At 46.7% G+C, this 25,517-nt stretch carries 20 protein-coding genes; 10 read left to right on the top strand and 10 right to left on the bottom strand.

Annotated features, from left to right (window positions below):
- Window positions 1–4: 4 nt before the first annotated feature.
- From EKG38_RS16190 to EKG38_RS16165, 6 genes are all read right to left on the bottom strand, one after another.
- On the bottom strand, window positions 5–1,210 hold the full coding sequence (locus tag EKG38_RS16190) for an HD-GYP domain-containing protein (protein ID WP_126521272.1): 1,206 nt from the start codon (window positions 1,208–1,210) through the stop codon (window positions 5–7).
- Window positions 1,211–1,499: 289 nt separating this feature from the next.
- On the bottom strand, window positions 1,500–2,090 hold the full coding sequence (locus EKG38_RS16185; protein WP_126521271.1) for an ATP-binding cassette domain-containing protein: 591 nt from the start codon (window positions 2,088–2,090) through the stop codon (window positions 1,500–1,502).
- On the bottom strand, window positions 2,074–2,781 hold the full coding sequence (locus EKG38_RS16180) for an ATP-binding cassette domain-containing protein (protein ID WP_246033190.1): 708 nt from the start codon (window positions 2,779–2,781) through the stop codon (window positions 2,074–2,076). The genes EKG38_RS16185 and EKG38_RS16180 overlap by 17 nt, the downstream gene beginning before the upstream one ends.
- Window positions 2,768–3,598 carry an ABC transporter permease gene (locus tag EKG38_RS16175; protein ID WP_126521269.1) on the bottom strand — a complete coding sequence of 277 codons (831 nt, stop codon included), beginning with the start codon at window positions 3,596–3,598 and terminating at the stop codon, window positions 2,768–2,770. Before EKG38_RS16175 ends, EKG38_RS16180 begins: the two co-directional genes overlap by 14 nt.
- Window positions 3,595–4,587: an ABC transporter permease gene (locus tag EKG38_RS16170; RefSeq protein ID WP_126521268.1), complete on the bottom strand. Its 993-nt coding sequence runs from the start codon at window positions 4,585–4,587 to the stop codon at window positions 3,595–3,597. Before EKG38_RS16170 ends, EKG38_RS16175 begins: the two co-directional genes overlap by 4 nt.
- Window positions 4,578–6,116, bottom strand: coding sequence for an ABC transporter substrate-binding protein (locus tag EKG38_RS16165; protein WP_126521267.1), 1,539 nt, complete (start codon window positions 6,114–6,116; stop codon window positions 4,578–4,580). The genes EKG38_RS16170 and EKG38_RS16165 overlap by 10 nt, the downstream gene beginning before the upstream one ends.
- 195 nt (window positions 6,117–6,311) lie before the next feature.
- On the opposite strand from EKG38_RS16165, the gene nikR reads away from it, so the two are divergent.
- From nikR to EKG38_RS16125, 8 genes are all read left to right on the top strand, one after another.
- Window positions 6,312–6,722: a nickel-responsive transcriptional regulator NikR gene (nikR, locus tag EKG38_RS16160; protein WP_126503240.1), complete on the top strand. Its 411-nt coding sequence runs from the start codon at window positions 6,312–6,314 to the stop codon at window positions 6,720–6,722.
- Window positions 6,723–6,976: 254 nt separating this feature from the next.
- Entirely contained in the window at window positions 6,977–8,896 is a 1,920-nt protein-coding gene (locus EKG38_RS16155; protein ID WP_126521266.1) for a TonB-dependent receptor plug domain-containing protein, read from the top strand.
- Window positions 8,897–9,134: 238 nt separating this feature from the next.
- Window positions 9,135–11,210 carry an alpha/beta hydrolase family protein gene (locus EKG38_RS16150; protein ID WP_126521265.1) on the top strand — a complete coding sequence of 692 codons (2,076 nt, stop codon included), beginning with the start codon at window positions 9,135–9,137 and terminating at the stop codon, window positions 11,208–11,210.
- 323 nt (window positions 11,211–11,533) lie between these two features.
- Window positions 11,534–13,051, top strand: a complete 1,518-nt coding sequence (locus tag EKG38_RS16145) for an ExeA family protein (RefSeq protein WP_126521264.1) — start codon at window positions 11,534–11,536, stop codon at window positions 13,049–13,051.
- Between the two features lie 145 nt (window positions 13,052–13,196).
- Window positions 13,197–13,748 carry a septation protein A gene (locus tag EKG38_RS16140; RefSeq protein WP_126521263.1) on the top strand — a complete coding sequence of 184 codons (552 nt, stop codon included), beginning with the start codon at window positions 13,197–13,199 and terminating at the stop codon, window positions 13,746–13,748.
- A gap of 61 nt (window positions 13,749–13,809) precedes the next feature.
- Window positions 13,810–14,109 carry a YciI family protein gene (locus EKG38_RS16135; RefSeq protein ID WP_126521262.1) on the top strand — a complete coding sequence of 100 codons (300 nt, stop codon included), beginning with the start codon at window positions 13,810–13,812 and terminating at the stop codon, window positions 14,107–14,109.
- Between the two features lie 36 nt (window positions 14,110–14,145).
- Entirely contained in the window at window positions 14,146–14,952 is an 807-nt protein-coding gene (gene xthA, locus EKG38_RS16130) for an exodeoxyribonuclease III (RefSeq protein ID WP_126521261.1), read from the top strand.
- A 385-nt stretch (window positions 14,953–15,337) separates the two neighbouring features.
- Window positions 15,338–17,059 carry an AMP-binding protein gene (locus tag EKG38_RS16125; RefSeq protein ID WP_126521260.1) on the top strand — a complete coding sequence of 574 codons (1,722 nt, stop codon included), beginning with the start codon at window positions 15,338–15,340 and terminating at the stop codon, window positions 17,057–17,059.
- A 48-nt stretch (window positions 17,060–17,107) separates the two neighbouring features.
- Here the strand turns inward: EKG38_RS16125 and EKG38_RS16120 are convergent, their stop codons facing one another.
- On the bottom strand, window positions 17,108–18,190 hold the full coding sequence (locus tag EKG38_RS16120) for an AraC family transcriptional regulator (RefSeq protein ID WP_126521259.1): 1,083 nt from the start codon (window positions 18,188–18,190) through the stop codon (window positions 17,108–17,110).
- A gap of 108 nt (window positions 18,191–18,298) precedes the next feature.
- Between EKG38_RS16120 and EKG38_RS16115 the strand changes: the two genes are divergently transcribed.
- Window positions 18,299–20,317, top strand: coding sequence for an NADPH-dependent 2,4-dienoyl-CoA reductase (locus EKG38_RS16115; protein WP_126521258.1), 2,019 nt, complete (start codon window positions 18,299–18,301; stop codon window positions 20,315–20,317).
- Window positions 20,318–20,428: 111 nt separating this feature from the next.
- Here EKG38_RS16115 and EKG38_RS16110 read toward each other — a convergent pair whose 3' ends face one another.
- The 3 genes from EKG38_RS16110 to EKG38_RS16100 form a co-directional block, all read right to left on the bottom strand.
- On the bottom strand, window positions 20,429–21,877 hold the full coding sequence (locus EKG38_RS16110) for a methyl-accepting chemotaxis protein (RefSeq protein ID WP_126521257.1): 1,449 nt from the start codon (window positions 21,875–21,877) through the stop codon (window positions 20,429–20,431).
- A 314-nt stretch (window positions 21,878–22,191) separates the two neighbouring features.
- Complete coding sequence (locus tag EKG38_RS16105; RefSeq protein ID WP_126521256.1) at window positions 22,192–22,704, bottom strand: DUF1097 domain-containing protein; 513 nt, start codon at window positions 22,702–22,704, stop codon at window positions 22,192–22,194.
- Window positions 22,705–23,041: 337 nt separating this feature from the next.
- A complete protein-coding gene (locus EKG38_RS16100; protein ID WP_041421602.1) occupies window positions 23,042–23,686 on the bottom strand; it encodes an MBL fold metallo-hydrolase in 645 nt (214 codons plus the stop codon).
- A 267-nt stretch (window positions 23,687–23,953) separates the two neighbouring features.
- Here EKG38_RS16100 and EKG38_RS16095 point away from each other — a divergent pair, with 267 nt between their 5' ends.
- Window positions 23,954–25,243 (top strand): alpha/beta fold hydrolase, encoded by a 1,290-nt coding sequence (locus EKG38_RS16095; protein ID WP_126521255.1) that lies wholly within the window; start codon window positions 23,954–23,956, stop codon window positions 25,241–25,243.
- Window positions 25,244–25,517: the final 274 nt, after the last annotated feature.

Genomic DNA, 25,517 nt, shown 5'->3' with positions numbered 1-25,517 from the left:
GCACTTAACCCTCTTTGGCTAAATATTCAATAATCTGCTCCATATCGAGATCGTAATCATCGGCCGTGACACATTTTACGATGAGCTCATCTGTCGTCGAGGCCAGGTCGATATCGTGATCGACTTCAAAATGATTTGGGTGCAGGGTATAAAATGGTTTTACTCTCGGGCGAATGGGGTCTTCGAGGTTATGGCTCTCGACGATTGCCAGTCTGTTTGAGTCTAACTCCACCAATGCCCCCACCGGGTAGACTCCCATGCACTTGATAAATAGGTCGACCAACTCATCATCTAACTCATTGTTCTTTGCCAGCGCACGTAAGATATTGAACGCCTTCACCTGAGGATACCCCTGTTTGTAACAACGGTTCGAGGTCAGAGCATCAAATATATCGCAGATAGAGATCATCCTGCCATATTTTGAAATTTCATCCGCCGAGACGCCATTAGGGTAGCCTTTACCATTGAGCTTTTCATGATGAAGTCTCGCCACCTCCAGGCTCAGTTCGCTTATTTCGGGGGTCCTTTCTATAGTATCGATAGAGTGCTGAGCGTGGGACTTCATCACTTCAAACTCATCGTCGGTCAGTTTTCCCGGCTTATTTAAGATGCTATCGGGGATCATAATCTTACCGACATCATGTAAAAAGCCCCCCACCGCTAACTTCCTCACCATCTCTTTTTCAATGTTCAGGTAAAAAGCAAAGATGGTGATCAACACAGATACCGCTACAGAATGCTCGAGCAGATATTCATCTTTATGACGAATATTGATGACGCAGGCAAGTGCGTCCGGATTATCGAAGATAAGATCGATAGACTCATCGGTGATATCACTCACTGGCCCCAAATCAAGAGGGCAGCCATTTTGGGCATCATGAAACAGCCGTTTTTGAATATCCTTAGACTTATCGAAAACGCGCTTGGCCTTTACCACCTCTTGCTGAAAACGTTTATCTGACCAACTGGATTTATGTCTGAATACTTGACCCTGAAGAGGAGCGGTACGCGCTTTATCGATTTTGGCAACCACCTTGGTCTTGCTGGTATCGATAAGAACTTTTTCAATTCCTTTTCTTTTCAATCCATCAATGATGCCTTCACTCTCGACCCAATGAGCCTTGACCAGATGAAACTTTCCTTTCGGCCAGGTAATATCCAGGACATACATGCCTACACGGACTTTAGAGATATCCTGTTCAACAATCATAAATCGAAACTCCATTTCACCATCATCATTGCCAACCTCAAACAAAGCTAAAATAAAGGGAACAGTCAATATGAGTATGGTTCAAAAAACCAACAAAACTCAAGTATTCGGCTTCAGATCAATCAAAATTTGAGAGCTTGCTCGATAATAAGCAGCCCCCTCATTGCCAACTGGTACATTACATTTTCCATTGAAAGAAGAAATAAAAGGAAGTCTGGAAGGAGGCGTCGAAACAGACAGCGCCAATCATGACATTGTTTGGCACTATCACTATGATTCAGAACTCTGGTTATCCAGTCCAATGAAGCACGTCATCACAAACCAGATTAAGCAGGTCTTCATCGTGGGAAATAACCAGCAAGCCGAGTTTGCGTTGACAAGCCTCCTCACTCAGAGCCTGCCAGATCTGCTGTTGCGTGATCATATCAAGGTGCGCCGTTATCTCATCGCAGATCAAATACTCGGTCGATGGAAGCAAGGCACGAACCAGATTAACCCGCTGTAGTTGACCACCGGATACCTGTGAAGGGCGTCTGTTCAGCCAGCGGGGATCGACCCCATAACGGTCGAGCAACACCATAAAATCATCACTCCTCCAGCTCTCTCGCAGTGATTGCTTAATCGATAGGCGAGGATTAAAAGCGAACTCACTCTGCTGAATAACCCACTGCACCGGGTTAGCGCTCCCTTTGGCAAAACCAGGCAGAGTTAATTCGCCATAACTTAAAGGCTCAATACCGGCAAGCACCTTAGCAAGCGAAGATTTCCCCAGGCCACTGGGACCAAATAACCCCAATCTTTGCCCCGGCTCAAGAGTAAGGTCGGGAAAAGGAATGTGAGTGTTACCGTAATCTAAACTAGCGTTACGCAACTGCAGCATCTGTCCTCCCCCAGTTACCGGGTATGGCCTGCCAAAGCGCATAAGTATAGGGGGCACACAACCCCTTGAGTATCTTCTCCGGGGTCGTTTTCTCCACCAATAGTCCCTCTTTTAAGACTAAAATATCATCGGCTACCGTCAGCAAGTGCTTAAGGTTGTGGCTGATCACCAGCACACCTCGACGCTCTTGTGACGCAAGCTTTGCCAGATATCGATAGAGCTCAGTAGCGCTGGAAGCGTCTAACCCACAACATGGCTCATCGGCAACAATAAAGTCAGTCTGCTGCCAAGTCGCTTGGGCCAATAGCGCTTTTTTAGCCATCCCACCGGAGAGTTGATGGGGATAACAGGCGGCGATCTTCGGGCTAATCTGTAACTGAGCAGCTCTCTTCCCCGCTCCCGGGGATACACGCCGCATTAACTGTGAGATAACCGTACGCAAAGGATCCAATACACTTGCCGACTGCGCCGACAGGGCGACCCGTTTGCCTTGAGGTAAACTTACCTCGCCCGACAGCGTGAAACCGCGAGGGACACTGCCGAGCAGTGCTTGCGCCAACAGGCTTTTACCACTGCCACTGGCACCAATAACCCCTGTTAATTGACCCGCTGTCAGTTCGAAGCTCAGGGGTGACAGCAAATTCATCTCTTCTGAGTGAATCGATAACGCATTAACCTTAAGCAAACTCACCTCCGGACACATGGGTTTGGGGACCTCGGCGCAACGCAGTAATGAAGGCGTTAGCAATGTAAGACAAGATAAGCAGGCAGATGAGCAATAATCCTCCCGGACATAAGGCTAACCACCAATGACCTGTCAGCAGGTATTGACTGGCTTGAGAAAGCAATGCGCCCATGGAAGGGTTTACCGGATCCAGGCCAAATCCTAAGAATGTCAGTGCTGCCATATGGGTTAATGCATGGGGAAACAATAACATTCCCCCCACTAACCACTGTGGGATCACATGAGGCAACATGTGACGCCTTATCACTGTCAGGGGCGATTGACCGAACTGTTTCGCCAACTGAAAATAGGGGGCATTATTGATAGCCTGCATCTCGAATCGCAGCAGCCTTGTCAGTCTGGGCCAGTGACTCAAGGCTATGGCCATGATTAAACCATGTTGTGCCCCACCAAAGACTAACGCCAAGAGGATAAGCAACAAGAGGTGAGGCAGAGACATAAACACATCCACCAGCAGATCCACACACCAACGAGCGGCGCAATTGATCTGAGCGAACATGGCTAACAACAAGGCGATAGAACAACTTAACGCCACGGCGAGCCCCCCGGTATAGAAGCTGGCCAGCAACGCCTTGAGGCTACGACTGAAGAGATCACGTCCCAGCCAATCGGTACCAAACAGGTGATTGAGTGACGGCGGCAAATTTTTATCAAGCAAGGCGAGCTCTGAGCCCGACGATGGCCAAAAACCGGCCAAAAGTATCAAGGCTAACAGGCAAAGTGATAACGCAAGCACTGTCGGCTGTAGTAAGGCTTTTTTCATCTTTGCTCTCCGACCAGCAGAGACTTAGAGAGGCCATTGGCGGCCAGATTTCCGATAAAGACTAAAACCGCCGATATCAAGGTACAGCCCATCAATAAGGCGGTGTCATTTGCCAATCCGGCTTTCACCAGCGTTGAACCTAATCCGGGAAAGTTAAACACCGTCTCAGCAAGAATAGAGCCACCGAACAACTCCGCAAAACTGGCAAAATGCAGCACGACAGCAGGCAATAAACTGTTTTTGATCACGTGATAGCCTAAGACTGAGACTTTGCTGTCTCCATGTAACCGTGAATACTCGACAAAATCACTATCGAGCACATCGATCACCTTTTCCCGGGTATGCAACACAATCGGTGCCATATGCACCAGAGCCAGCGTCAGTACAGGAAGTAAGAGATGATATGCCATACTCAGCAGACTTTGTTCACTAAACTGCATCCCGAGCGGCGCGGCGCAGCACACAGGCGTCAAACTCAATGCTACAGAGAACAGACTGATCAGTAGCATGCCTAACCAAAATGAGGGGATACACGCCACTAACCAGGCACAGTTACGAATAAACCTGTCGGGCCAGCGTCCCTGATAGAGTCCGGCCAACAGACCTAAACCGTAGCCAAAAATCAGAGAACAGAGCCAGCTCAGGCCAATAAGCAGCAAAGAGATAGGAAGACGTTCCTTAAGAATATCGAACACACTCTGCTGATATAGCGGTGAAAAACCCAAGTTTCCCTGGGCTAGCTCACACAGCCAGTGCCACATGCGTTGAGCCACAGATTGATCCAGGCCTAAAGAGTGGATCAACGTCGCTTTCTGCTCGACTGAGATCCCGAAAAGATTACCGTTTAAATAACTGTTAATCGGATCAAGCGGAGACCATGCAAGTAACAGATAGGCTAACAGCACCACTAAGATCAGTTGTAGTGCCAGTCTTAAGCCTGTCGCCAACAAAGAGCGAGACCTCATCATTAATGGAGAGCTTACTGACATGTCCAACGCCACTGGCTGATATTATTGGCTAACGGCCAACCATGGCCATGGGGTTCGACTCCCGGCTCGGCGAGATCGAGACAGCGATTTGCCGCGTAGAGATGCCTGAGATTCACCAACCAGGTCCAGGGAAGATCCTGACGTATCAACGCCTGAGCGTGTCTCCAGTATGGCAGTGACTCCTGCCATGAAGCGGCGTGCTGCGCACTGTCGAGCACGGCATCTAACTCGGCATTAGCGTAATAACCCGCATTATAGTAATCCATGCCCCGATATTGGCTATGGTGCACGAATCTGACTTCGCTGCTCGAATGGCTACCGAAACCGAATAACACAGGTTGGTTATGCATATGCTTATAGATGTTCTCCCAACTTTCCCCTCTAGGATGTATCTCTATTCCTAAGGGCTTTACCATCTGCGCCACAGTTAATGCCAACTGTTCACGGATACTGTCACCGGCAAGATAGTAAAGCGTCATGCTCGCCTTTAGTCCCTGCTTTTGCCGTATTCCATCGATAAGCTGCCAACCCGATTGCTCGAGTATCTCAATAGCCCCAGACAGCTGCTTATCGGGAGACATCGGTGTTGGGAGTTCAACGGGCCCCCAGGGTAAGCCGTCGGCAATAGAATAGGCAGCAGTAGCATGGCCATCGAGTAATTGATGCACGAGCACATCACGATTTATCACCCTATCGATGGCCTGGCGAATGGCGAACTGAGATGTGACACCGTTGCCGATGTCGGTATTTTGCACATCCACCATAGGCCAGGATATCCCGCGATTATCGACCGACTCGAGGCTCCAGAGTTTAAAATCGGCAGGCAAAGCCTGTGCGTAGCGCGGCGCTATGGCCGCCAGATCCAATTGGCCGGCCACTAAGCGCGAATAGCGGCTGTCCTCATCGCTAAATACGATGATCAGTTTTTCAAAAAATGGCTTCTGCTCGTAATAATAGGGATTCACTTTAACAATTAACTGTTGCCCTTTATCCCAACGAACGAGTTCAAATGGACCGGTGCCTATCGGCATTTGCCCATAATGAGAATTATAAGAGTGAGCAGGAACAATCGCGAGATTAATAAAATTATCAATAAAGTTAATGTCAGGATGCTTTAATTCAAATAACAATGAACTCTTGGAAGTAATAATGACGTTAGACAAGTTAGTTAAGTCATGAACGGTTACGGCAGCCTTTGCAGTGTCAAACGTAAACTTAATATCTTCAGCCGTTAACCTTGAACCATCACTAAATAAAACATCCTCTCTTACTTTTATATTCCAAGACAACTTATCTTTAGACAAAGTCCAAGACAAGGCTAAATCAGGAGTAAGATTTAATTTACTGCCTCGTTTTATTAGCGATGACTGAAACAGAGGGTTATTATATTTACCCCAACCATATATAGGATCGAAACCACTATCAGGTTCGGCGCCTAAAGCAATAGTTAACGTCTTAGGTTGAGCAGATGCTAGATTCGCAAAAGCTAAGGAACAACAAAGACCGATAATAACAAATACTGTTCTCACCTATAACGCCTAATATCGAATATGATGAGTAATACTACTTTCAGATTCGTAACACTACAACTATTCAACTCTCCTTAACTGCTTATTTATCGAGAAAAAATCAACATACATGACGAAGATCACTATCCAACTAATGCATTGGTACAATATGTATAGGATACTAGCGTTACATTAGCATTTAAGTATCTATCGATCATGTCCGACGAAACTATTCGCTTTACCGTATCCCTGCCAGAATCATTGTTTAAAGAGATTGAGCTCGATCAACAAGAGCGTGGTTATCAGTCTCGCTCCGAGTATATACGTGATCTTTTCAGGGACCGTATTGTCGATAAACAGTGGAATATCAGCAAGGAGGATGTGGTAGGTGTGCTCACCTTAGTGTTCGATCACCATCAGCGCGGACTGTCAGAGAAACTCATCGAGATCCAGCATAACCATCTGGTGCATGTGCTTTGCAGCACTCATGTACATGTTGACCACCATAACTGTTTAGAGACCATAATCATCAAGGGACAGGCATCTGAGGTCAACTTACTGGTTAACCAAATTTCCGCACTTAAGGGAGTTAAAGTCGCGCGCCTAAGCCGAGCTGGAATCGTATAAGCAAATTTATGTAATCTGAAAAAAGGTGAACAGGCGATACTTATTTATTAAGTATCGCCTTTTTTATATCACCAACCTTCCCAGTAATACTTTTATGTTTTTTTCATATCAAACGTCACAATAATGATCTAGCGCAATCCCCTCACCCATTAATTATTTATAATCCGCAAAAATAAACAAAGTTCATAACGAATAAGAACTGACACGAATAAACAAAAAGGCTTGATACCAATAAATAAAAAAGGATCACTCTAATGTTCAAACTAAAACACAGCTATGCCTTGGTTATATTCCTATTATCTAACTATGCACTTGCCGATGATGATATTGAGAGAATATCGGTTCATGGAATTAAATATCAAACGGAAGGGACTTATAACAATGTCGCTCTTGGTAGTGACGTTACAATTATAAACCAGGATATGATTGTTCAAGCCGGTAGTGTCGACATTAATAAAATTTTAACTCAATTTGTACCGGGTCTTTTTGCCAATGGACGGGCTGGTCGTCACACCGATACTGATTACTCTCTGCAGGGCAGTCGTCCGAAAGATATTCTCTGGCTGATTGATGGTAACAGGCTAAACAATCGTCTCTATGGTTCAACCTATACAGACACCATAAATCCTATGATGATCGAGCGCATCGAAGTTATCAAAGGGGGACAAGGTGCCATCTACGGATCCGATGCCATCGCCGGGGTGATCAACATTATTACCAAACAATACCAAGGCCATGATCAGGGAGAGATCTCTTTATCTGCAGATTCATTGCCAAGCTATGATGCCGGCGGCTTCGTCAATGCTGAAGTAGGCGACTTTCAATACACCATCAGCGCGAGTACCAGTCAATCTGAAGGATATCAACTCTGGGCCGATGAAGAGTACTCACCGACAGCCGCGTTAGATAAAGAGCGTGGCTATCAGATGAATAACTTCAGCGGAAAACTTCGCTGGCAGCCCAACGAAAATAATAGTATCAGCATATTTACCCAACTTAACAAGGGAAAGCTTGAGCGTCCGCTCGCTTACAATGCAATCCTAAGCGAAAACGACAGAGAGCAGCAGCTCTCCTACCTCGATTGGCAATACCAAGCCAGTGAGCAACTACTGCTACAAACCAAGGTTCATTATCAAAAGTGGGACTCACATTACAGTGAGATAACGAAAGACAAACAAGGCAACACAGAAGTTGCTTACTGGAACGCCTACTGGGGGTTTACCGACATGGGTGCAACAATATCGGCAAATTATCTTACCGATACAGGCTCTCAGCTACTCACAGGTGTTGAGTTTCAGCAGTATGATGGCGCCGATGAAGTGATGGAATTTGTCGCTGAAAAAGATGACAACTACGCTGCATTTTTACAATATCAGCCCAAATTTGATGCGCTGCCCGATACGGCTATCTCACTGGGTGTCAGGTTCAACCGTATTTCAGACAGCGACAAACACTGGGTTGGATCATTAGGCATTACCCACGTACTGAACCAACAATGGGAGCTTAGGGGGTCTATCGCTAATGGATACCGTCAACCCACGGCTGAAGAGTCACAATCTCAAGTCGGCACCTTAGGTAATCCAGATCTTGAATCTGAAACGAGTAAAAACATTAACCTCGGCATCACTTTTCAGGGAGAAACCCATGTCACTTTCGATGCTTTTTGGCGAAATATCGATAACCTGATTGAAGCAACCGATCTGGGTAATGCGGTTTGGCAATACAATAATGTGGCCGGTAATGTCACCAGCTACGGCGCAGATTTTCACCTGGTCACCAGTTTAACTAATACGCTTGAATTTGAGTTCAGCGCGGGTTATGCCAATGCAGAGCGCCAGGATACTGGTCAACAGATCTCACGAGTGCCGGAGTTCACCGGATTTAGCATGCTCAATTATCAAACAAGCGATGAACTCAACTTCTGGCTCAGCGGAAAGTATGTGGGTAAATCTCTGGATTACGGGCTAACCGCAGGCGACTATGTTATCGCGAGTCTGGGGGCACAATACTGGTTCACATCAGATCTTAATCAACAGGTCTCATTCACCATCGATAATCTTTTCGATAGCGAAGTGACTCAGAGTATCTTCAAGCACGGACACCGCGCGGAATACCCCGTCGCAACGATGGGCGCGCCACGTACACTGCAGATTCAATATCGCTACCTGTTCTAATCTCATCCCAAGCCCTGCCGGATAACCGACAGGGCTATCACGCCTGAATCTTCCGGGACACGATTATGGGTTCCATACATTAGTACTTCCCTCGCTTATCCATCGCAAATAGTTTCATTAACGAAACTCGCTCTCTTTGTATGAGATTTGTTTTCGTTTTGTATTGATTAAAACTATAATGCCCGACCAGATCAAGATGACCACATTAATAATAACGATAACCGGAGTCATTATTTACATGAACAAAAAGATAAAACATGCCAAACATTCTTTAGCGATAGCAATCGGTCTGCTGAGCTTTTCGGCTTCAGCAAACGAAGCCATCACGGCGGAAGAGTTGGCAACACTGCAACAGGTGACTCAGGTACAGGTCAGCCCTGACGGTGACAGCGTAGCATTTACCCGTTCGGTGCCGAGAAAACTATATCAGGACAAAGATGGCTTGAATTGGGGCGAGCTATACATTGTCGACGATAAAGGCGTTGAGCGTCCTTACATCACGGGCGAAGTGAATATCAAGCAGATCCAGTGGTCAAACGACGGCACTTTGATCTATTTTCTTGCCAAGATGGGAGATGATGAATTCGTCACCCTATATCAGATCCCATTCGATGGTGGTCAGGCTCACAAAACCATGGCTCTCGATGGTACCGATATCGGACACTTCTCATTAAGTGAAGATAATAAGCAGATCGCGTTATTGGCCATGCCAGCCAAAGATAAATCAGAGAAGAAACTTAAGGAGCTGGGTTTTAAGGCTGAGATCTACGAAGAGAACTTAAAGAACAAGCAGCTATTTGTTATCGACCTCGCCGTTGCCGACAAGCCACTAAAGCCAATAGCGTGGGAGATAGAGGATTATGTCTCGGATATGCATTGGTCTCCTGAGGGAGAGACGCTGTTAATCAAGACTCAACCAACGGCTCTGATCGATGATAAATACATGAAGTCGAAGTGGCAGATAGTCGATATCTCCACTCAAAAAATCATGACGACCTTTATTACCGAAGGGAAGTTAGGTGCAGCCGAGTTTTCCCATGACGGTAAATATATCGCCATCCATGGCGCCGAAGATAAGCATGACCCGGCAACCGGACGTCTGTTCCTGGGGAATGTTAAAAGCGGTGAAGTGACCGATTGGTTGCCTGACTTCAAAGGCCACGTAGCCGATTTTGAGTGGGCTAACGATGAAAACACCCTATATTTGGTCGCCAATGTGGATACTCAGTCGGTAGTCGCCACCATCAAGCCCGGTAAGACTAAGTACAAAGAGGTGGTTAAGGGCGGTAAGTTTATCGCCGGCAAACTGAGTATCTCAAATTCAGATGCAACAGTAGCTTTAAAAGGCAATACAGCTGAACATCCGAACGAAGTGTTTATGCTCCGTGGCAGCAAACATAAGCAGACACGCCTGACTCACTCAAACAGCTGGCTAGACGATAAGCGCTTCGCCAAACAAGAGAGCATTGAGTTCAAGGCTCGTGATGGCGTGAACATCGGTGGTGTGTTGATCTACCCGTTAGATCACAAGGAAGGCCAACGCTATCCGCTCATCATGTCGGTACACGGCGGTCCCGAGAGCCATGACAAAGATGGCTGGGTCACCAACTACTCACGTCCGGGTCAGATGGCAGCGGCTCAAGGTTATGCCGTCTTCTACCCTAACTATCGTGGCAGTACGGGTAAAGGGGTCGACTACTCTAAACTTGGACAGAACGACTATGCGGGTAAAGAGTTCGATGACTTAGTGGACTTTAAAGATCACTTAGTCGACATGGGGTTAGTAGACAGTAAGAAAGTCGGTATTACAGGCGGCTCTTACGGCGGTTATGCTTCGGCATGGGCAGCAACAAAACTGACCAAACATTTCGCCGCAAGCGTAATGTTTGTTGGCGTGACCAACCAGCTGTCAAAGTTTGGTACTACAGATATCTCTAACGAGATGCACTTAGTACACGCCCGCTCATACCCTTGGGACAAGTGGCAATGGTATCTCGAGCGCAGCCCTATCTACTGGGCGGGTCAATCACAAACACCACTACTGATCATGCATGGTAAAGATGATCCTCGCGTTCATCCGGCTCAATCTATGGAGCTATACCGCTACATGAAAGTTCAGGGGAAAGATGTACGCCTGGTCTATTACCCGGGTGAAGGTCACGGTAACAAGAAAGTCGCCGCACAGTATGATTACAACCTGCGCCTGATGCGCTGGATGGATCACTACCTGAGAAATAATGGCAAAGAGATGCCCGCCTACAAGCTTGATCATGAGGCCAGATTGGAGCTGATAACCAAGGCTGAATCAGAGTAATTCCCGAAGAGAGTCACTGTGTTTGTATAGGCCTGATAGCTTTACCGCTATCAGGCCTTTTATTTTATACGAATTGAATAGAATTCAATTCAAGGCTTTAACCTTTCTCATCCTCTGCCGTTCACTTGCTAAAGTTCAAAATGCCACTTATGCTTTTAACGTCTCAAAAGACCTTGATAACCCTTTCAATTTATGAAAGATGTGGAAGATGATTTACAGCAGACGTTGAAGGTTCTAAATTCATAACTGACGTTGAAGACTCTTTAGATTTTCAAGAGAACGTTGAGGACTCTTTACATTTTCAAGAGACGTTGAGGACTCTTATGTTTCAAGCGTTTTACCGACTCAATGAAAACCCATTTTCGAACGAAGTTTCTTCGGATAATCTGTTTCTCAGTGAGCATCACAGAGAGGCCCTCATTTGCCTGAATTACGGTTTAAATGAAACCGGCGGATTCGTCCTGTTAACCGGTGAAGAGGGGGCGGGTAAAACAAGCGTGGTCAAAGCGTTTCTCAAACAGGTGTCGACGACCCACGACACGGCCTTGATAACAAATCCTTCGGTAACAGAACATGAGCTGTTAGCAAGGATATGCAATGAACTCAATATTCCCTATAAAGGAACCCCCAGCCTAAAGTGTTTTACCGATCTTATCTGTCAATTCTTACTCAATAACGATGCTATGGGCCATAGCACCTTAGTTATCATAGACGAAGCACAACACCTGAGCACCGCAGTACTGGAACAACTCAGACTACTGACAAACTTAGAGACTGACACAAAAAAGTTACTCCAGTTAATTTTGGTTGGCAGACCCGAGTTAATCCAGATGTTGAGGCAAGATGAGCTTAGACAAGTCTCGCAAAGAATCACGGCAAGGTACCATATCCCTTCGCTTTCCCAATCAGAAACCAGTGCGTATATACAACATCACCTAAGGGTGGCAGGCCATCACGATCCACTGTTTGCTCCCGCCGCCTTAAAGGCAGTACATAGATACAGTGGAGGGCAGCCCTCTATGATTAACCGCCTCTGTGAGCAAGCCTTGATAATTGGCCATGCTCAATCGAAAGGCGTCATCGATTCAAGCATTATCTCTACTGCCGTCAGTCAAACCCCTGAGATAAAAATAAAGCCACGCAATGACCGCTCCCTGTTCGTGACACTTACTGCAATGGCGGCCGTGACCATAGTGGTGTTAATGACGCTCATACTGACATTAACCCATAGTTATCAGAACAAACCAACTGACCGAGTCGAAAAAAAGGTCATGACAGAAACCAAAGTGATGGAGAGAGCCCCCCCCCCTGAACAATTATCATTAGCTGTTGAAGATAGCTCAGGGCTCGAACGACAAGATGTGACAGAAGCGCATAACTCCCACACACCTTCAATACAGCCCGATGAGCAACAAAGTGCTATCGAGGTCGATAATGATGCCAGATACAAGCTCACCGAACAGGATAAAACACAGGTCACCGAACCTGAAACTGAGCACGCTCTTAACCATCTATCGTCTGAAATTGAGGCTGATGCTACAGCCTTATCGAACGTCGAAGGCATTCAATCGACCAAGACTCTGGTCCGGGATAAACAGAGCTGGTACGTACTGCAGATCTACGCTGGACGAACCAGGCCAGATGACTTAACCCGGTTTCGCTGTGAAAACATTAACTTACTAATTAGACATCACAATGAAACCTATTACCTCACCTCACAACACCTGACCTTAAGCCAGGCTAAACAGGCGAAAAGGCTAATGACAGACAGATGCCAAGTCGATACCTGGATAAAACCCCTCCCCAAGAGCTGGCAAACTCTGGTGGCATCTCAGGGCTAATACCAACGGCATCAACTCAGCCACTTCAGTGTTTCATTCCCGATCCACAAGGCCGCATTGCTAACTGAGTAATGACGTTTATCAAACCAGGCTTGCGTGTTACACTCAGCCTCACTTTTTGAATACTTAATTTAATAAAACTACTATGAAACAACTGCTCGATTTTCTGCCGTTAGTGATTTTCTTTGCCGTCTATAAGTTATTCGATATCTATGCTGCCAGCGGCGCATTAATTGCCGCCACTGCCCTACAGTTGATAGTGACCTACCTGCTTTACAAAAAAATAGAGAAGATGCACCTTATCACCTTCGTTATGGTGACGGTTTTCGGTACCCTCACCCTGGTCTTTCATGACGATGCATTTATCAAATGGAAAGTCACCGTCGTCTATGCCCTATTCGCTATCGCCCTTGCCGTCAGTCAATTTATCAACAAGCCAATCCTCAAGAGTATGCTGGGCAAAGAGTTGATTGTTGAAGACAGAATTTGGGCTCATGTCACCTGGTACTGGGTTTCTTTCTTTATTACTTGTGCTCTGGTCAATATCTATGTGGCATTTAGCCTGCCGCAAGAGGTTTGGGTCAACTTCAAAGTCTTTGGCTTAACGGCCCTCACCTTAGTAAATACGGTCATTACCGTAATTTATCTCTATAAAAATATGCCTGAAGAACATAAGAAAGAGTTAAATAATAAGTAAGGGTAAGCCCCCCCTAAACATCATTAATTTCGCACAAGAACAGATAAAAGGAACGATAACCATGTGGTATATGATCTCCTCTCAAGATGTTGAGAACAGTTTAGAAAAGCGCCTAAGCGTGCGATCTGAGCATTTGGCTCGTTTGCAACTGCTTGCCGATGAAGGACGTCTTTTAGTGGCCGGGCCTCATCCTGCTGTCGACAGTGAAAACCCAGGTGAAGCAGGCTTTACCGGCTCTTTAGTCGTTGCCGATTTTGCATCACTCGAAGATGCTCAAGCCTGGGCCGATGTGGACCCCTATATTGCGGCTGGCGTGTATGAGAAAGTTATCGTTAAACCATTTAAGCGTGTTCTGCCATAAGGCTAGCTTAGGCACACATATCAGGAACTTTGATAGATGAAAATCATCTCTTTTAATATCAATGGTATTCGCGCCAGATTACATCAACTGCAGGCGTTGATTGATATCCACCAGCCAGATGTGATTGGCTTACAGGAAACGAAGGCCCATGACGATGTATTCCCTGTGGCAGACGTCGAGGCCATGGGGTACAAGGTGCACTATCATGGTGGCAAGGCCCATTACGGTGTCGCCATGTTATCTAAGCTTGAGCCTGTAAAAGTACAAAAAGGGTTTCCGACCGATGATGACGAGGCGCAACGCCGCATGATCATGGGCACATTCACCCAAGAAAATGGTCGACCGCTGACGATATTAAATGGCTACTTCCCTCAAGGTGATAATATCAGCCATGAGACCAAGTACCCGGCTAAGCGCAAGTTCTATAAAGACCTGATGGTGTATCTTAACGATCACCACACCCCGGATGAAGATATCGCTATCATAGGTGACATCAACATCTCACCGGTGGATCTCGATATTGGCATCGGCGCCCCCAATGCCAAACGCTGGCTTAAAACCGGCAAATGCAGTTTCCAACCCGAAGAGCGGGAATGGCTGAAGACATTGATGGACTGGGGCCTGGTAGATACCTTCCGTGAGCTTCACCCCGAGCGCAGCGACCGCTACTCCTGGTTCGATTACCGCAGCAAAGGCTTCGTTGATAATCGTGGACTACGCATCGACGTCGTGTTGGCGTCAAAATCATTAGCCGAACGTCTGGTCGAATCCGATGTAGATTACGAGCTAAGAGGCATAGATAAGCCTTCCGATCATGCACCTATCTGGAGCACGTTTAAGTAACAGTTTTCTTCTCAGATAAGACTGTGACGGGGTCTATAGTAACTTTTATCGGTTGCTATAGGCCTTGACGTTCAAGCCCTCAATACCTCCTACCCAATACAAGTCAGCAAAACTAACACCTTGAAAGAAAAGCCTTAAAAAGAATAATCTATTCTAAAAATTTGACCATCCATTCTGTTATCTGACAAACAAGAATCAACGAATTCAGACAATCGATTCAAACGAGCGTTTGTTTGGGGTATTCATTTGTCATCTTAGGTCACTTCTCATTACTTCACATTTAAGTGATAGTCGTCATATAAAAATAGATTTCGAGACGGGCATCACAAGCAAGCGTGTTCGTTGAGTCAAGAATAAAATGCTGATGACGAGCTGAGAGGGAAATATGGAAGCATCTTTTTGGGATGGTAAACGCGCTTCAGGAATTGAAGATGAAATTAATTTCAATGAATACAGCTCGGCAGTTCAGGCCATCGAGGAAGCATTTGTTAAATATGCTGACAGGCCGGCATTTACCAGCTTAGGTCATACATTAAGCTTTCAAGATATTGACGCATACAGCGCCGCGTTTGCTCATTACCTGCAAAACCATACCTCACTGATCCCGGGGGATGCCATCGCCATTCAGATGCTTAACACCTTGCAATACCCTATTGCCGTATACGGTGCGCTCAGAGCTGGCCTCAGAATCGTCAATACTAATCCCCTATATACCGAGCGAGAGATGATCCACCAGTTTAACGACTCGGAGGCAAAAGCCCTGCTCTGTATGGATATTTTTGCTAAATCGGTGGAAAATATTCAGGCGCAGACGAGTCTGGAGCTGGTCATGGTCGCCAGCCTCGCCGATATGCTCCCTGGCGTGAAACGCGTGTTAATCAACTCGACCGTCAAACATATCAAGAAGATGGTACCTAAATATCATCTGCCTGAAGCCATCTCATTTAGAAAAGCACTCAAACAGTGTAAGGGTAAAGGCTTTACTCCGGCTCACCTTCCAAATCCAGATGACACCATCGTCTTGCAATATACCGGCGGTACCACTGGGGTGGCAAAAAGCGCCGAGCTCACCAATGCCAACATCATTGCCAACATGCTTCAGGCAGGCTCCGTAGTGGCGCAGACCGATGAGCAAGGTAATCCTCTTATAGAAGATAATAAACAGTCGATCATGGTCGCCCCCTTGCCGCTCTACCATATCTACTCATTTACCGTACACATGATGGCGTTTTTCAGGTTAGGTGAACACAGCGTACTGATAGCCAACCCCAGAGACACAGAAACCTTTATTAAGGCGATGAAGCCATTTAAGATCACCGGCCTCATGGGGCTCAATACGCTGTTTGTCTCCTTAATGGAGAGCCCTAACTTTAAAGAGCTGGATTTCAGTGAGTTGATTTTTACCCTATCGGGCGGAACGGCACTGATCGACGATACAGCCAACAGATGGAAAGAGATAACCGGGGTAGGCATCTCAGAGGCCTATGGCTTGACCGAGTGTTCTCCTGCGGTATGTATGAACCCTATCAATGGTCTGGAGCGACAAGGAACCGTTGGTCAGGCCCTGCAAGGAACGGCACTTAAATGCATCAATGCCATCGGTGAAGAAGTCCCTATCGGTCAACGCGGTGAGCTATGTATCAAGGGGCCTCAGGTGATGAAGGGCTACTGGAATCGCCCCAAGGCAACGAGAGAGTCATTCACGGAAGATGGTGAATGGTTACTCACCGGAGATATTGCCATCATAGATGATGACGGTTATGTCAGTATTGTCGACCGCGTGAAAGATATGATTATTGTCTCCGGCTTTAATGTCTTTCCAAATGAGATTGAGGCCGTTGTGGCCACCCACCCTGATGTTATCAATTGTGCGGCGATAGGGGTTCCGGATCCTAAACGTGGCGAAATCGTCAAACTCTATGTTGTGACCAACAATAACGCCAGCCTCAACGGCGATGAGATCAAAGCCTTCTGCAAAGACAAGCTTACGGCCTATAAGATCCCACGCATCTATGAGTTCAGAGCCGAACTGCCTATGTCTCCGGTAGGCAAGATATTACGCAGAAAACTAAAAGATGAGACCGAGCCCGTCAAAATGTCAGCTTAATCGATAGACTTGGGTATATTGGCCATATATCGACGGAATAACGACAGCTTAATCCTTCGATGTATGGCCTATTCTGAATCTTCCAGGCGCTTCTCCGGTCCAACGTTTAAATGCACGCTGAAATGCGGTGGGTGAGCCAAAGCCCAACAGGTAAGCGATCTCACCTAGCGTGAGTGCGGTATCACGCACATAAGAGATTGAGAGCTCACGGCGAGTCTCATTGAGAGTCTTTTGAAAGCTCCCCCCTTCATCGACCAGTTTACGCCTGACCGTCCATGGGGCCATATTCAGCTGCTCGGAAACCTGCTCCAAAGTTGGTGTTGTTCCGTCAAGCAAGGGGCCGATGGCACGACTGACCTTTTCATGAAAACTTAAGCCTAACCGAGCCTTCTCAAGATCTTCATCTGCGCCTCGTCTTAGTAACTCAAATGTCGGTCCACTGCGATTCAAGCAGGGCCAATTCAGGGCCTCAGCGTTTAATACCAGGTAATTATCAGCTTGTTCGAACAGGACTTCGCAATTGAAATACTCGGCATATTTATCCGCATAAGCCGGGGCCGGGAATTCAAAACAGACCTTGGCAACGGCATCGTCTCGACCACATAGCGCTTTTAGCACACCATACCAACCGGACAGTACCGAGTCGACGACGAAATGATTGTATTCATTATAGGGACTGATGGAGTAAAACATTAACATACCCTGACCGTCTTCGATGCCGTAATCGCGATACAGTTCCCGGCTCTTCCCCTGCTCCATACCGAAAGAGTGACTCACATAGAACTGAGATTGCCCTCTGGAGTTATACTTGTTCAACAACTCATAGGTACTAATTTGTTCACAAGCTTGCTTCAGGTTTTGCGCCGACAGTGCCAGCAGACCTGCAATACCTAAGTTCGTCGGCGTCGTCACCTCCCCCATCACCAATCCAAGCCAGGGGGCACCACTTTTTGTAATGCAGTCATGACCGATACGCATAAATTTGGGAATGGTCACTCTGGCATCGGGTGAAGAGAGAGCAGTTTGATTGATGGAGTATTTAGCTAAGATGTCATCGACATCAATATCCAGATGTTCCATCGCCTTAATCACAATCTCGATATATGAAACAGAAATATCACCTAACTTCATCGGACAGCCTCATGCAAATTACAATCATCAATTTGTAACACTTGGTCATTGGCCAATCCTATCATTCGCTCTATCTTTAACCAAACAATAATTATCAGGTATCAAACGATGAGCAAATCCTACCCCCATTTAATGGCGCCATTAGACTTAGGCTTTCGAACAATTAAAAACCGTGGCTTGATGGGCTCGATGCACACCAATTTAGAGGAGGCGCCGGGCGGTTTCGAACGCATGGCCGCCTACTATGCCAGACGGGCAGCTGGCGGAATTGGCATGATAGTCACGGGAGGGTTTGCGCCTAACGTAGAAGGCGGTGGCATGCCGAATGCGGCCATGATCGCCACCGATGAAGATATCAACAAACACAGATTAATCACCGATGCCGTACACAATGAGGATGGGGTGATCTGTCTGCAGATATTGCATACCGGCCGCTACGCCTACCAGCCTCAATTAGTCAGCTGCTCACCGATACAGGCACCGATAAATCCATTTGTACCAAAGGAGCTCGATGAAGCAGGAATAGAGAAACAGATCCAGGATTTTGTCACCTGCGCGCTGAACTCTCAGATTGCCGGTTATGATGGCGTCGAGATCATGGGCTCTGAAGGTTACTTCATTAACCAGTTTATCTGTAAGCGCACCAATCACAGAACCGATCGTTGGGGCGGCAGTTATCAGAATCGTATTCGTTTAGCATTGGAGATTGTCCGCCGAACCCGAGAAGCCGTCGGTAAGGAATTTATCATCATCTATCGTCTCTCGATGCTGGATCTGGTCGAAGATGGCAGCACATGGCAGGAGGTCGTCGAGCTGGCGAAAGGGATAGAAGCGGTCGGTGCCACCATCATTAACACAGGCATAGGTTGGCATGAAGCCAGGGTTCCAACGATTGCAACCAGCGTCCCCCGCGGTGCCTTCGCCGAGATAACCAAGCGAATGAAGAAGGAGGTGACGATCCCTTTGTGTACCACCAACAGGATCAACACCCCGGAAGTCGCCGAAGATATCCTGGCGCAAGGCAATGCCGATATTATCTCTATGGCTCGCCCTATGTTGGCCGATCCTGACTTTATGGTTAAAGCCGAAGCGGATAAGGCCGACGAGATCAACACCTGTATCGGTTGTAATCAGGCCTGTTTAGATCATATATTTCAGATGAAATTGGTCTCCTGCTTGGTCAATCCACAAGCCTGTCATGAAACGAAATTGATAATCAAACCCGCCAAAGAACTCAAAAATATCGCCGTGGTTGGGGCAGGTCCAGCCGGACTCGCAGCGGCAACCACAGCCGCAAAACGTGGTCATAGCGTCACACTCTTCGAAGCCGATGATAAAATTGGCGGACAATTCAATATCGCCAAGCAAGTCCCAGGCAAAGAGGAGTTCAGTGAAACACTGAGGTATTTTCAAAGGCAGATAGAACTTACCGGTGTCGAGCTTAGGCTCAATACTAAGGCCGAACCTGAAAACCTAACCGGTTTCGATGAAGTTATTCTGGCAACGGGGATCGTCCCCCGTCAACTGGATATACCCGGCATAGATGACCCCAGAGTGATGACCTACCTGGACGTATTGAAGTATAAAAAATCGGTGGGAAAACGAGTCGCAATTATCGGTGCGGGCGGCATTGGTTTCGATGTAGGTGAGTACCTCTCCCATCAGGGCCAATCGTCGAGTCTGAATAAAGATCGATACATGAAAGAGTGGGGGGTCGATCTTACGGTTTCTACACCGGGCGGTCTGATACCACCTCAAGGTGAGCCTTCCCCGCGTGAGATATTCCTGATCCAACGCAAGAAGACAAAAGTTGGCGATGGTTTAGGTAAAAGTACAGGCTGGATCCACCGTACCGTATTGAAAAATAAAGGGGTCAAGATGATCAAGGGCGCCCAGTACGACAGAATTGATGAGCAAGGACTGCACATCACGGTCGATGGTGAAAGCCAAATTTTAGCGGTAGACAATATCATCATCTGCGCCGGGCAGGACTCACACAGGGAGCTTCATTCCAGCTTAATCGCCGAAAATATCAAGGTGACGTTAATCGGAGGCGCCGATATCGCATCGGAGCTGGATGCCAAGCGTGCCATTAAACAGGGAACCGAGGTTGCCGCAGCGCTTTAATCCCGATGCGCTTTGGAATACCTGTCAACCAAAATAAAAACGCCCCTTGTTCGAATGAAACAAGGGGCGTTTGTACACGCTAAACTGAAACTAACTTAATCAACAGGCCTATTAAGCTAACCTGTACTGTCCCAAGATAGTCTCCAGCTCCACTGAAGATTGGCTAAGCTCCGAGGCTAACGCGACTGAACGTTGAGCCGTCTGTTTAATCGTCTCAGATTGTTCTCGAATATCATTGAGCTGCGCAGCAATATCTCTCGCCGAAACACTCTGCTCTTCCGCCGACGCCGCTATCTGAGAGCTCATATCGAAAACGTCATTGGTGGACTTGGCCATAGAGTCTACATCTTCACCCACTGAGACAATCGCATTACGGCCCTGATCGGCCTGCTCTACAATTTCATGGGTCACGGTCGATAACGTCGACGAACCCGTTTGTAACCCTTCAATCATAGATTGAATTTCTACGGTGGCTTGCTGAGTACGTCCCGCTAAGGTTCTTACCTCATCGGCAACAACGGCAAAGCCTCTGCCCTGTTCACCAGCCCTGGCAGCCTCAATCGCCGCATTGAGTGCAAGCAAGTTAGTCTGTTCAGAGATCCCATTGATGGTTGTCACCACTGCGCCAATCTCAGACGCATTTTTAGACAGTTGTGAAACCGATTCTGATGCCGAATCAATCTTATTCACTAAGGTTGAAATACGGGCTACGGCCTCAGAGATCTGCTTCTTGCTCATTTCCGCCTGAGTGGAGTTATCTTTTGTTTGATCTGAAGTATTGGCCGCATTATGCGACACCTCTTCAATGGCGGCTGTCATTTGATCCATAGCAACAGCGACCGTATCGAGGAACTGATGCTGGAAACCAATCAATTCATCACTCTGTTTCGCTTGCTGATTAAACTCATCGGCCGCCTGAGCGAGTGTACCCGCGTTTTTTCCGATCGCCGTTACCATCTCACTCATATTATCGGCGCTGCGGTCTATCTCTTTGGCGATCATGCTAAAATCATCAACACCAAAAAAATTGAGACGCTGGGATAGATCGCCATCGGCCAGACGTTTTATGGCGATATACATATCCCATAAACCGCCACCGAGTGAGGTCGATGTCCAGTAACTTAGCTGGAAAAGCGGTAATAATCCTATCAGAGCAACCCACAACATCATGCTCGCATCAGATAGAGCCTGTTTTTCCCACTTCTTCACATTTACATTTAATTGAAGGTAATCACGACCCACGGGCGCAGCTACGCTCACCTGCTCACCCTGACGAGAAGTCTTCATCTGACCGGCGAGGCGCAAGCCCTGCTGATCCGCAAATGTTCTCAAATCATTCCCGCTCAGGTTTTGACTCGAGGCGACTTTCGCAAAACTATCGACCATTGCCTGTGCTCTTTCGAGCGAACTGTCGGCCGCATTTTGCTTAGCATAATTTAAATTCACCAATGCTATGCCTGTGGTAATTACGGCAACTAACGCACAAAGCACAAAAAACTTTCCGTTCAGGCTGAGCTTGATCATCAGCGCATCAATTTTTCTAAATTCAATCTGTTTCATATTCATTACCAACGCGATTATCTTAAGAGAAGATAAGAGCAAAGAGCCTCTGCAGTTACCCAGATAGACATTAACAGTCTATTTAGATATTTCAGTTGTTATAATCGTCGACATAAAAGAGGTGTTCGCTCAGCGAGAAGTTAATGCTAAGGCTCGCTTTGCAGGAGTTTTCTGGCAGCCGTCTTCGGCGTTGAATAAGCTTGAAAGGGATCACCATCCCTTCCCTCATTCACCTTGAATTAAACTGCCAGATAACGCTCTAAGTAGATCACTTTCTTATGCCGATTGGTATTAAGTATAATACCAATACAAAATTATTCAGTGCTTGTGCCTGAACTTGTTGCGGCAGCTGAGCTTGTGTCTCTAAACTCAAGCCATTTCAGTTTGATAGTGATGAGTTGCGAGGTTAGCAATGTCATGCTGTAACCTAATAATGCACCAAGAATTAACGCGGGCAGGATATTCGCCAGATCGGCCCCCATGGCAAACGTTGTACAACAACCGATAAACGCGCCGGGAATAAAAGAGAGTTTTTGATAACTAGCCTGTAAGCACATCGCAGATGTTGCAATGCCGGTAAACAGATACCCCACTAATGGTGTATCAAAATAGCCGCTGCCAGTGATAATCAACCAAGCCCAGAAGACACCAGATAGATTGGTGCACCAAGTGACTACCACCCCCTGAAAATTAGCCTTAGGTTGTGCAAAATAAGTACTACAACCTAAAAAACCAATCCAGGTAACCAGATGAAATGTGTCTGCTACACCGCACCAGACCGCTGCAAGTAATCCTGCAGATATGGCAATTTGCCAACGATTTTCCATGTATGACCCCTCATTACATTGGAATATTATTTATAGTTAAATTACTCCATTTTCGTTAACAAAAATAGGATCTAGGCCATATTTTTGGAATTTACGGCTAAAAAACGTGCTATTTTTAAAAGAAAAATATTTAATGTAGTAAAAATACCAACAAACAAACAACTAAACGAGTCATTGATAAGCCACTTTAAACAGTCAACAACGCAGAGTTATCTCAAGGCGGGTCCAGCAACAAAAAAAGCCACAACACACAAGTCATGGCTTATCTCTGGTATATCAATTAAATACGCACTCTTCTAATACCCATCGATATAAGCATTGGCGTCAGCTGAGTCGGTTAATAAAAAAGCTGATCCGCAACGAAGGGGTTTTGATCCCTTTCATTGCCAAAGGTAGAGATTGGACCATGACCCGGCACAAACTCAACCTCACGACCTAAAGGCCACAGCTTTTTAGTGATCGAATCGATAAGATCCTGATGACTGGAACGCGGAAAGTCGGTTCGGCCAACCGAGCCATGAAACAGTACATCTCCAACCCATGCCCTCTTATCGGCTTCTGAATAGAAAACTACGTGACCGGGTGTGTGGCCCGGGCAATGAATGACCTGTAATGTCTGCTCACCTACAGTCACGCTTGCACCATCTTCAAGGTACTCACCGGGTATAAGAACTTCACAGGCCGGAAAACCAAAATCACTGCTTTGATCCGGCAGAGTTTCGAGTAGGAAGGTGTCGTCCCGGTGCGGACCTAAGACCGTAATACCAAGGTGGTCTGCTAAGCGCTTCGCCGCACCAACATGATCGATATGACCATGGGTAAGTAGTACTTTTTCTACTGTTACGCCAAGCTTATTAACTTCGGCCAGGATTCGCTCCAGATCGCCACCGGGATCGATCACGGCTGCTTTCATCGTCTTATTACACCAGATCAGGCTGCAATTTTGCTGGTAAGGAGTTACGGGAATAATCTGATACTTCATTGATTCATGCCTGTACTTATTCATCATTTAGGTTGCGCTTCTGCCAAAGGGTTCGTTTAGCTAACTGAGTCAATTTCGCTTCGCTAAAGTATTAAGCTTGCATCGGCCAAAAGTAAAGATTACGTCAACTCCATCAATTTCTCTAATAACTCTTCACAAAAGTTTGAACTGAGATAAGCCCAGCCATAAAAACTCACATTTGTTCTTCGCCCATTTTTGTATACAATCCCATCTATTAAACCAATAACGATAACGACCAAGGCCTAAATGAAACCTGATCTCACCCTAGCAGGCTTAACCGCCATAAAGCACACATTTACGCTACCTCTTGACTACACCAAGCCTGATGGTAAGCAGATCCAGGTATTCGCCAGAGAACTTTCAAGCCCGGAAAACTCACACAAAGCCCTCCCTTTCATCGTCTTCTTTCAGGGGGGACCCGGCTTCGGTGCGATTCGTCCTGCAGCCAATGGCGGCTGGATAAAGCGCGCCCTGAAAGAGTATAGAGTGCTGCTTTTAGATCAGCGAGGTACCGGGCTTTCAACCCCGTTAAACCATATCAGCCTGTCCCATATGAATTCAGAAAATCAGGCCGAATATTTAACGCATTTCAGGGCCGACAATATTATTCGTGACGCCGAAGCAATCCGTGAAAAACTCTGTCCGGGCAAAAAGTGGAGTATCTTAGGTCAGAGTTTCGGCGGCTTCTGTGTACTTAAATACCTAAATGATGCCCCATCGGGTCTGAGTGAGGCCTACGTTACTGGCGGACTCCCCTCACTAACACGCCATTCTGACGAAGTCTATCAGGCGACGTACAAACGGGTATTAGCCAAGAACGAAGATTTTTTCACACGCTTTAGCGATGCCCAAACCTTGGTGAGCCAACTGGCGAAGCATATCAGTAACAATGAGGTAAGAATTGCCACCGGCGAACGACTCACGGTCGAGATGTTACAGTTACTGGGAATTAATATCGGCATGGAACAGGGGCCTGAATCGGTCTACTACCTGCTGGAGCAAGCCCTGATTGAGACCGAGACGGGTACTCGGGTCAATCCACTGTTTTTGGCTCAATTCTGTCAGCTACTGGACTTTAACACCAACCCCATTTTCGCCTTGCTTCACGAGAGTATCTACTGCCAACAATCGGCATCGAATTGGTCGGCTCAGCGCATTAGAGCTCAATATGATGAGTTCAATTACAGTGATGACAAACCTTTCCTGTTTACCGGAGAGATGGTTTACCCCTGGTTTTTCGAACAGTTCACTAACCTCAAGCCACTCAAGCATGCCGCCAATCTTTTAGCGACCAAGGAGGATTGGTCCGGGCTCTATGATCTCGATACTTTAGCCAACAACTCTGTGCCCGTTGCCGCCGCTATCTATAGCGAAGATATGTTCGTCGAGATGAACTACTCTCTGGAAACGGCCCAGCAGGTGGGTAAGTTAAAATACTGGCTCACATCAGAGTACGAGCATAACGGCATACGTATGGATGGCGAGCATATTCTCGACCGGCTTATCGCCCTCAACCGTGGAGAGCAGTTGCGATAACTCGCCGGATAATAAGGTCTTAAGCATTAGATAGGCTTCAAAAGCCGAGTATTTCCCATATCTATATGAGTTAGATGTGGGGAATGCTATCAACGTCATCAGCCTCATCTACACCTGATTAACCGTCTCTTCGAGTTGGCTTGATTCTGTGATTACCGAGGGAGCCTGACGGAATAAAAGCCAAGCGACTTTGTCGTTCACTATATAGTCTAGCCTATCATGCTAGATTTCCTTATTTAGGGATGCAGCTCGTTTAACTCGCAGTGCTCTGGTA

The sequence above is a fragment of the Shewanella canadensis genome, from assembly GCF_003966225.1.
Classification (GTDB): Bacteria; Pseudomonadota; Gammaproteobacteria; order Enterobacterales; family Shewanellaceae; genus Shewanella; species Shewanella canadensis.
Note: the sequence above shows the minus strand (reverse complement) of the source record. Positions and strands in the feature narration are given on the sequence as shown.

Coding starts and splice junctions, on each gene's coding strand:
- EKG38_RS16155 (WP_126521266.1), top strand. CDS start 6,977: ATGTTCAAACTAAAACACAGCTATGCCTTGGTTATATTCCTATTATCT.
- EKG38_RS16145 (WP_126521264.1), top strand. CDS start 11,534: ATGTTTCAAGCGTTTTACCGACTCAATGAAAACCCATTTTCGAACGAA.
- EKG38_RS16120 (WP_126521259.1), bottom strand. CDS start 18,190: ATGAAGTTAGGTGATATTTCTGTTTCATATATCGAGATTGTGATTAAG.
- EKG38_RS16175 (WP_126521269.1), bottom strand. CDS start 3,598: ATGAAAAAAGCCTTACTACAGCCGACAGTGCTTGCGTTATCACTTTGC.
- EKG38_RS16135 (WP_126521262.1), top strand. CDS start 13,810: ATGTGGTATATGATCTCCTCTCAAGATGTTGAGAACAGTTTAGAAAAG.
- EKG38_RS16140 (WP_126521263.1), top strand. CDS start 13,197: ATGAAACAACTGCTCGATTTTCTGCCGTTAGTGATTTTCTTTGCCGTC.
- nikR (WP_126503240.1), top strand. CDS start 6,312: ATGTCCGACGAAACTATTCGCTTTACCGTATCCCTGCCAGAATCATTG.
- EKG38_RS16185 (WP_126521271.1), bottom strand. CDS start 2,090: ATGCTGCAGTTGCGTAACGCTAGTTTAGATTACGGTAACACTCACATT.
- EKG38_RS16190 (WP_126521272.1), bottom strand. CDS start 1,210: ATGATTGTTGAACAGGATATCTCTAAAGTCCGTGTAGGCATGTATGTC.
- xthA (WP_126521261.1), top strand. CDS start 14,146: ATGAAAATCATCTCTTTTAATATCAATGGTATTCGCGCCAGATTACAT.
- EKG38_RS16110 (WP_126521257.1), bottom strand. CDS start 21,877: ATGAAACAGATTGAATTTAGAAAAATTGATGCGCTGATGATCAAGCTC.
- EKG38_RS16105 (WP_126521256.1), bottom strand. CDS start 22,704: ATGGAAAATCGTTGGCAAATTGCCATATCTGCAGGATTACTTGCAGCG.
- EKG38_RS16150 (WP_126521265.1), top strand. CDS start 9,135: ATGAACAAAAAGATAAAACATGCCAAACATTCTTTAGCGATAGCAATC.
- EKG38_RS16095 (WP_126521255.1), top strand. CDS start 23,954: ATGAAACCTGATCTCACCCTAGCAGGCTTAACCGCCATAAAGCACACA.
- EKG38_RS16100 (WP_041421602.1), bottom strand. CDS start 23,686: ATGAAGTATCAGATTATTCCCGTAACTCCTTACCAGCAAAATTGCAGC.
- EKG38_RS16125 (WP_126521260.1), top strand. CDS start 15,338: ATGGAAGCATCTTTTTGGGATGGTAAACGCGCTTCAGGAATTGAAGAT.
- EKG38_RS16170 (WP_126521268.1), bottom strand. CDS start 4,587: ATGTCAGTAAGCTCTCCATTAATGATGAGGTCTCGCTCTTTGTTGGCG.
- EKG38_RS16115 (WP_126521258.1), top strand. CDS start 18,299: ATGAGCAAATCCTACCCCCATTTAATGGCGCCATTAGACTTAGGCTTT.